The organism is Pseudomonas onubensis (genome assembly GCF_965653655.1).
Taxonomy (GTDB): domain Bacteria; phylum Pseudomonadota; class Gammaproteobacteria; order Pseudomonadales; family Pseudomonadaceae; genus Aquipseudomonas.
This window is the reverse complement of record NZ_CBFHAZ010000175.1, coordinates 1-7010: the sequence shown is the minus strand read 5'-3', so window position 1 is coordinate 7010 and position 7010 is coordinate 1. Positions and strand designations below refer to the sequence as shown.

9 protein-coding genes are annotated in these 7010 nt (G+C 59.5%); 4 read left to right on the top strand and 5 right to left on the bottom strand.

The window, feature by feature from the left end; translation table 11 throughout:
- Positions 1-92: 92 nt before the first annotated feature.
- Both phoR and phoB read right to left on the bottom strand, forming a co-directional pair.
- On the bottom strand, positions 93-1379 hold the full coding sequence (gene phoR / locus ACTD9P_RS29150; protein WP_218178145.1) for a phosphate regulon sensor histidine kinase PhoR: 1287 nt from the start codon (positions 1377-1379) through the stop codon (positions 93-95).
- Positions 1380-1512: 133 nt separating this feature from the next.
- The gene (phoB, locus tag ACTD9P_RS29145) at positions 1513-2202 is read right to left on the bottom strand and encodes a phosphate regulon transcriptional regulator PhoB (RefSeq protein WP_003195617.1); all 690 of its coding nucleotides are present in this window, start codon (positions 2200-2202) and stop codon (positions 1513-1515) included.
- 154 nt (positions 2203-2356) lie between these two features.
- Here phoB and ACTD9P_RS29140 point away from each other — a divergent pair, with 154 nt between their 5' ends.
- Positions 2357-2737, top strand: coding sequence for a COG4315 family predicted lipoprotein (locus ACTD9P_RS29140; protein ID WP_438870354.1), 381 nt, complete (start codon positions 2357-2359; stop codon positions 2735-2737).
- A gap of 120 nt (positions 2738-2857) precedes the next feature.
- Here ACTD9P_RS29140 and ubiA read toward each other — a convergent pair whose 3' ends face one another.
- Entirely contained in the window at positions 2858-3748 is an 891-nt protein-coding gene (gene ubiA / locus ACTD9P_RS29135; protein ID WP_138813272.1) for a 4-hydroxybenzoate octaprenyltransferase, read from the bottom strand.
- On the bottom strand, positions 3748-4311 hold the full coding sequence (locus ACTD9P_RS29130) for a chorismate--pyruvate lyase family protein (protein WP_438870353.1): 564 nt from the start codon (positions 4309-4311) through the stop codon (positions 3748-3750). The genes ubiA and ACTD9P_RS29130 overlap by 1 nt, the downstream gene beginning before the upstream one ends.
- 195 nt (positions 4312-4506) lie before the next feature.
- On the opposite strand from ACTD9P_RS29130, the gene ACTD9P_RS29125 reads away from it, so the two are divergent.
- The 3 genes from ACTD9P_RS29125 to ACTD9P_RS29115 all read left to right on the top strand — a co-directional run bounded on the left by ACTD9P_RS29125 (position 4507) and on the right by ACTD9P_RS29115 (position 6326).
- Positions 4507-4674, top strand: coding sequence for a rubredoxin (locus tag ACTD9P_RS29125; RefSeq protein WP_015886569.1), 168 nt, complete (start codon positions 4507-4509; stop codon positions 4672-4674).
- A gap of 36 nt (positions 4675-4710) precedes the next feature.
- A complete protein-coding gene (locus ACTD9P_RS29120) occupies positions 4711-5859 on the top strand; it encodes an NAD(P)/FAD-dependent oxidoreductase (RefSeq protein WP_219337440.1) in 1149 nt (382 codons plus the stop codon).
- Positions 5860-6050: 191 nt separating this feature from the next.
- Positions 6051-6326: an HU family DNA-binding protein gene (locus tag ACTD9P_RS29115; RefSeq protein WP_003213368.1), complete on the top strand. Its 276-nt coding sequence runs from the start codon at positions 6051-6053 to the stop codon at positions 6324-6326.
- Between the two features lie 83 nt (positions 6327-6409).
- Here ACTD9P_RS29115 and ACTD9P_RS29110 read toward each other — a convergent pair whose 3' ends face one another.
- On the bottom strand, positions 6410-6766 hold the full coding sequence (locus ACTD9P_RS29110; RefSeq protein WP_438870352.1) for a DUF7716 domain-containing protein: 357 nt from the start codon (positions 6764-6766) through the stop codon (positions 6410-6412).
- Between the last annotated feature and the right edge of the window lie 244 nt (positions 6767-7010).

Below are 7010 nucleotides of genomic sequence, written 5' to 3'. Positions count from 1 at the left end.
CGAAAGCGGTGGGTCAGTCAACACATTCATAGCTGACCCACCGCCTTCGCGAGCAAGCCCGCTCCCACACTTAGTCCAGCGTCGTTTTCGGGTTATTCATCTGTGCCGATCACCCGCGAACGGGTCACCTGCGCCGGTGGAAAATGGCAGGTGAAGGTGCTGCCATGCCCCAGCACGCTGCTGATTTCCAACCGTGCGCGGTGGCGCAACAGCACATGTTTGACGATCGCCAGGCCCAGCCCGGTGCCGCCGGTGTTGGAGTTGCGGCTGGAGTCGACGCGGTAGAAGCGTTCGGTCAGGCGCGGCAGGTGCTTGGCGTCGATACCGATGCCGGAGTCCTGCACGCTCAAGTGCGCGCCGTGCTCGTCGCTCCACCAGCGGATGCGGATATTGCCCTTGTCCTGGGTGTACTTAACGGCGTTGAACACCAGGTTGGAAAACGCGCTGCGCAACTCACCTTCGCTGCCTTTGAGCAACACCTGTGGGTCGGCCTCCAGGGTGATCTGTTGCCCGCGCTCGCCGGAAAGCGCCTGGGCGTCATTCTTGATGGTCTGCAGCAGGCTTTGCACCGCCACCGGATGGTTGTCCGATGGGTAATCGGTGGCTTCCAGTTTGGCCAGCAACAGCAGGTCATTGAGCAGGGTTTGCATGCGTGAGCCCTGCTGCTGCATCTGCTGCAGGGCACGGCTCCAGCGCGGATTGATCTCGTCGACGTTGTCCAGCAGCGTCTCCAGGTAGCCGCAGATCACCGTCAACGGCGTGCGCAGTTCGTGGGAGACGTTGGCGACGAAGTCTTTGCGCATCTGTTCCAACTGGTGAATGCGCGTTACGTCGCGCACCAGCATCAGGTGCTCGTTGTTGCCATAACGCGTCAGGTACAGCTGGATACGCACGCGGTCATTGGTGGGCGAGGGGATTTCCAGCGCTTCTTCGTAGTTGTCCTGCTCGAAATACTCCTTGAAGCGCGGGTGGCGAACCAGGTTGGTCACCGGCTGGCCGCTGTCCTGGGGCGTCTTGAGGCCCAGCAGGGTCTCGGCGGCGCGGTTCCACCACTCCAGGTTGCCGTCGCTGTCGAGCATGATCACCGCGTCTTTGAGCGCGGCGGTGGACTCCTGCACTCGGTCGATCACCGCTTGCAGGCGCCCGCGAACCCGTTGGTCGCGGCGTTGCAGGTGGTAGATGCTGTCGAACACTTCGCCCCACAGGCCGTAGCCGTCGGGTGGTGCTTCGTCGGGTTTGTGCTGGCGCAGCCATTCATGCAGGCGCAGCAATTGTTTGAGGGTCCAGCCCAGGTACAGGCCGATACCGACTGCGAGGCTCCAGCCGTAGTAGCCGCTGATCAAGCCCACCACCAAACAGCCCGTGATCAACAGCAGCATGTGGCGGATCAGAGTGCCATGCCAGTTCTGGTTCAAGTTGCGTCCTTCGGAGCAGTTTCAAGTTTCAAGCTGCAAGCTCCAAGCTAAAGCAGTCCCGCTTTTAACTTGCGGCTTGTGGCTGATTGCTTACAACTCAACCTTTGGTGGAAAAGCGATAGCCGGTGCCGCGCACGGTTTGTACCAGATTCTCGTAGGCATCGCCCAAGGCTTTGCGCAGGCGGCGGATATGCACGTCAACCGTGCGCTCCTCCACATACACGTTGCCGCCCCACACCTGGTCGAGCAATTGGCCACGGGTGTAGGCGCGCTCCTGGTGGGTCATGAAAAATTGCAGCAGGCGGTATTCGGTCGGCCCCATCTCGGCCGGCTTGCCGTCGATGGTCACACGGTGGCTGATCGGGTCCAGGATAAGCCCGTCGACTTCGATCGGCGCTTCGCCATCAGTCGGGCCGGCACGGCGCAGTACGGCCTTCAGGCGCGCGACCAGCTCACGTGGGGAAAATGGTTTGGTGATGTAGTCATCAGCGCCGACTTCCAGGCCCTGGATCTTGTTGTCCTCTTCACCCTTGGCGGTGAGCATGATGATCGGGATATCCCCGGTCAGTTCGTCACGCTTGAGGCGGCGGGCCAGTTCGATGCCGGAGGTGCCGGGCAGCATCCAGTCCAGCAGGATCAGGTCCGGCTTGCGGTCGACGATAATGGCATGGGCCTGCTGGGAGTTCTCCGCCTCCAGGCAGTCGTAGCCGGCCATTTCCAACGCAACGGCGATCATCTCGCGAATGGGCGCTTCGTCGTCAACGATCAGAATGCTCCTGCCAACCATGCTCAAAATCCTCTTGTCATTTAACTGTCTTGCGCCGCATTAGATAACGGAATTATTGCAGTCGTGTGACAGTAATTTAGTCGATCGGGCAATTCGCGGCACTCTGGACTACCCTTTGGGTCCGAATCCTGACAACCACAAAAGGAAGGTTCCGATGACTCAAAGTACTTTTTCCTGGAAAGCCCTGTTGGTAACGGCGGCGTTGACCCTGCCGACACTGGCATTTGCGGCTGAGCCGGCGATGACTAAGGACGGCGTGTTGGTGGATCACAAGGGCATGACGCTCTACACCTTTGCCAAGGACTCTGGTGACGAGTCCATGTGCAACGACAAGTGCGCCACGAACTGGCCGCCGTTGATGGCTGAGTCCACTGACAAGCCGATGGGCAAATGGACCGTGATCACGCGTGACGATCAGAAGAGCCAGTGGGCCTACAGCGGCAAGCCGCTTTACACCTTCGTCATGGACAAGAAGGCCGGCGACATGACCGGTGAAGGCAAAATGGACGGTGCCTGGAAGGTTGCCAAGCCTTGACTCTGCGGCGACACTGAGACCTTCGCGAGCAAGCCCGCTCCCACATTTTGATCTGTAAACACAGTCAAATGTGGGAGCGGGCTTGCTCGCGAAGGCGTCCGCACAGCCACTGCAAAAATCTCAGCGAAAAGCGTAATCCGCCACAATCCCCACAAAAATCGCCAACCCCGCCCAATGGTTGTGCAAAAACGCCTTGAAGCATTTCATCCTGTCCTTGTCCCGGGTGTACCAGAACTCCCAGGCAAAACAGCCCGCCGCCGCCAGCAACCCCAGATGGAACCAGCCGCCCAGCTCAAACCGCTGCCCCGCCAATAGCAGACACACCAGCGATAAACCTTGCAGGGTCAGAATGATCACGCGGTCCGCATCGCCAAACAAAATGGCGGTGGATTTCACCCCGATTTTCAAGTCGTCATCGCGGTCGGTCATCGCGTAATAGGTGTCGTAACCCACCGTCCAAAGCAAATTGGCGATGTACAACAGCCATGCTGTGGCTGGCAAGTGGCCGGTCTCGGCAGTGAATGCCATCGGCATGCCCCAGGAAAACGCCGCGCCCAGCACTACCTGCGGGTAATAGGTGTAGCGCTTCATGAACGGGTAGCTCGCCGCCAGCGCCAGGCCGCCCAGGGACAGCAGGATGGTGGTGGCGTTGGTCAGCAGCACCAGCAGAAAACTGATACCCATCAGCACCGCAAAAAACACCAAGGCCTCTTTGGAACTGATCTTGCCGCTCACCAGCGGTCGTTGCTCGGTGCGTTTCACATGACCGTCGACCTTGCGGTCGGCCCAGTCATTGATCACGCAGCCGCCAGCGCGAGTCAGCACCACGCCGAGCACGAAAATCACGATATTGAGCAAAGACGGCGAGCCCTTGCCCGCAATCCACAACGCCCACAGCGTCGGCCACAACAGCAGGTAAATGCCGATGGGTTTGTCCATGCGGGTCAACTGAATGAAATCCCACGCTCTGGGGTTCAGGCGGTTCAAGGACTTGAGCAGACGTTGATACATCAGCGGTTCTCCGGGTGGTCATGCAGCGCATGCCAGAAGCTGGGCAGGAAAATTTCCGCGACCAGCACGCTCAACGGCCCGCGATCAAAGCGCGAGCGGCGCGCCCACAGGCCATCGGCCTGGTCGGCGGTTGGCAGCCATTGCCGTGGGTAATGGCATACCTCGATCGCCTGGCGGGTGAACGCGTGGTCGCAGAACAGCAATTCGCCCAGCGAACGGCTGCCCAGCTCGTCCATGTGCAAGCCGTCGCCTTGCAAGGCACTGCGTGCCGCCACGCTGCGGGCAAACACCCATGGCTGACCATGCCCACGCAAATACACCTCGCGCACCCAGCCAACAGTGGCGGGAGCCATGCCTAGCGCGGCACATTCATCCTCGCGCAGTGGCTGCCAGCCTTCGAACAGCGGCGTCACACTGAAGCCGTCGTTGGACAGCCACGTAAGCCTGCGCGTCAGCGAGCCTTCGTCGAACAGCCAGTTGAGGGTCAAGGGCGCGGGCATTGGACTCAGAAGGCTCTGGGTCAGCCATTGGCAAGCATCGGGATGGGCGATTGAGTGCGGCACGGTGAGTCAATATTGGCAGCAAAAGAGGCGGCGAGCTTACCATGGCGTCCTGAGCTTTTGCCGGGCTGAACCGGCCGTTTACGCCGAACATGCTTGCATCTGTCGGCCCCGATCAGTACAAAACGCCCTGAGCCGCACGGCAACGTTGGTCTATCGACCGTCGGCCAAGACGCCTGGACCCTGAGGAAGCAAGTAATGAAGAAGTGGCAATGTGTAGTCTGCGGCCTGATCTATGACGAAAAAGACGGCTGGCCGGATGACGGAATTCTGCCTGGTACCCGTTGGGAAGACGTCCCGGAAGACTGGCTGTGCCCGGACTGCGGCGTGGGGAAAATGGATTTCGAAATGATCGAAATCGGCTAATCATCAGTTTAAGAAACGTACTACAAGGAGAAAGGAATGAACGCACCTGTCGTGATCATCGGCACAGGATTGGCCGGTTACAACGTGGCCCGGGAGTTTCGCAAGCTCGACAGCGAGACCCCGTTGCTGCTGATCACCGCGGATGACGGGCGCTCCTACTCCAAGCCCATGCTCTCCACCGGCTTTGGCAAGAACAAGGAAGCCGATGGCCTGAGCATGGCTGAACCGGGCGCCATGGCCGAGCAACTCAAGGCCGAAGTGCGCACCCACACGCGCATCAGCGGCATCGACCCGGGCCACAAACGCCTGTGGATCGGCGAGGAAGCGGTGGCCTACCGCGACCTGATCCTGGCCTGGGGCGCAGAAACCGTACGCGTGCCGGTCGAAGGCGATGCGGCGGAACTGATTTTCCCGATCAACGACCTCGAAGACTACGCACGCTTTCGTGCAGCTGCTGCCGGCAAACGCCGTGTGCTGCTGCTGGGCGCCGGCCTGATTGGCTGCGAGTTTGCCAACGACCTGATCCTGGGAGGTTATGAAATCGACCTGGTGGCGCCCTGTGAGCAAGTCATGCCGACCCTGCTGCACCCGGCGGCGGCCGCAGCGGTAAAGGCCGGCCTGGAAGGCCTCGGTGCGCGGTTCCATCTGGGCCCGGTGCTCAACCGCCTGCAGCGCACCGCGGATGGCCTGGAAGCGCACCTGTCGGATGGTGAAGTGATTCACTGCGACCTGGTGGTCTCGGCCATCGGCCTGCGCCCGCGCGTGGACCTGGCCGCCGCTGCCGGCCTGCAGATCAACCGTGGGATCATGGTAGACCGCCACCTCAAGACCTCCCACGCCAACATCTATGCCCTGGGCGACTGCGCCGAGGTCGATGGCCTCAACCTGCTCTACGTGATGCCATTGATGAGCTGCGCCCGCGCCCTGGCCCAAACCCTGGCCGGCAACGCCACGGCCGTCAGCTATGGGCCGATGCCGATCACCGTGAAAACCCCGATCTGCCCGCTGGTGGTATCGCCGCCGCCACGCGGCACCGAAGGCGTGTGGAGCGTCGAAGGGCAGGGCGCCGATATCAAGGCCTTGTGCCGCGACGCCAGCGGCCGCCTGCTGGGTTACGCGCTGACCGGCAGTGCCGTCATGGAAAAACTCGCCCTTAACAAAGAACTTCCGCCATTGCTGGCGTAAATACCGGTCGTTCTGTCGGAATCAGCACCTTCTTAGCCCCAGAAAGGTCGCCGCGAGACTGGCGGAGCGTGCGAGGGCATGCCATCCTCACTCCCGTCTGCCGCAGAGTAGAGCCTGCGGCGCCTTGGGCGCTGCTCCACCAGAGAGCAGCACGGACATAACAACAAAAAACCGTCAAAGAGGCTTCACTTATGCGTAAACCAGAACTCGCAGCCGCTATTGCAGAAAAAGCAGACCTGACCAAAGAACAGGCCAACCGCGTTCTCAACGCCGTTCTCGAAGAAATCACCGGCGCCCTGCACCGCAAAGACAGCGTCACCCTGGTGGGCTTCGGCACCTTCCTGCAACGCCACCGCGGCGCCCGCACCGGCAAAAACCCGCAAACCGGTGAGCCAGTGAAAATCAAGGCCAGCAATACCGTTGCGTTCAAGCCGGGCAAGTCGCTCAAAGACAGCGTCAACCCGTAAGAGCAGGACCGTCTGAAGGGAGGCGGGTTGGTAAGAAAATGGGCACGCCGACTGGGTTGGGTGCCCATTTTTTTGGATAGTAATCAGGCTTCCATGAAGTCATCGAATTCTCGATAGTGATTGATTGCTCGGATCAAAATATCTTCGTCTGGCGCCTTAACTTTCTTTTGAATGATTTCGAATATGGCTAGTAGAGTTTGTGCATCCAGCCAGGTTTCAACGTTTTCCTTAGCCAAGGATTTAGGGATAAGTTCGCCGGCAGAATTCTCGACTGTTTTATCTTCTTCCTCGAGATCGTCAATTTCATCCTCTGAAATGAGGTAGAAAATTGCGCTCTCTGGATGCGCTTCCCATTTCTCTAGGTTGGTATAGACCCAATCGTTATCGGTATGGGAGTTGATGGTGCTGAACAGGTTGGTTATGTCTTGCATCTTTTTCATCAGAAACTCCTTATTTTCTGCAGGATGACCCGCCACCCCAGGTTTTCCTGCTGCCTACTCGTTTTCCGTTACGGCCTTTCGCATAGATAAGGGGACAGACTTTTAATCTTGCTGACCTGAATGGCACTTACTTAACCTTCTTCGGGTGTCCATTTCTCCTGACCTCGGCCCTTGCCGCCGAGCGCGTCTGCATCAGCATCGGGTAAGGCTTGGGCCTTCGTTTTATGGCGCGAGGCTCAATCCT

Bases quoted from the DNA above. Each gene is read 5' to 3' on its own strand.
- ACTD9P_RS29110 (WP_438870352.1), bottom strand. From the start codon at position 6,766: ATGAAAAAGATGCAAGACATAACCAACCTGTTCAGCACCATCAACTCC.
- ACTD9P_RS29125 (WP_015886569.1), top strand. From the start codon at position 4,507: ATGAAGAAGTGGCAATGTGTAGTCTGCGGCCTGATCTATGACGAAAAA.
- phoB (WP_003195617.1), bottom strand. From the start codon at position 2,202: ATGGTTGGCAGGAGCATTCTGATCGTTGACGACGAAGCGCCCATTCGC.
- ubiA (WP_138813272.1), bottom strand. From the start codon at position 3,748: ATGTATCAACGTCTGCTCAAGTCCTTGAACCGCCTGAACCCCAGAGCG.
- ACTD9P_RS29115 (WP_003213368.1), top strand. From the start codon at position 6,051: ATGCGTAAACCAGAACTCGCAGCCGCTATTGCAGAAAAAGCAGACCTG.
- ACTD9P_RS29120 (WP_219337440.1), top strand. From the start codon at position 4,711: ATGAACGCACCTGTCGTGATCATCGGCACAGGATTGGCCGGTTACAAC.
- ACTD9P_RS29140 (WP_438870354.1), top strand. From the start codon at position 2,357: ATGACTCAAAGTACTTTTTCCTGGAAAGCCCTGTTGGTAACGGCGGCG.
- phoR (WP_218178145.1), bottom strand. From the start codon at position 1,379: ATGCTGCTGTTGATCACGGGCTGTTTGGTGGTGGGCTTGATCAGCGGC.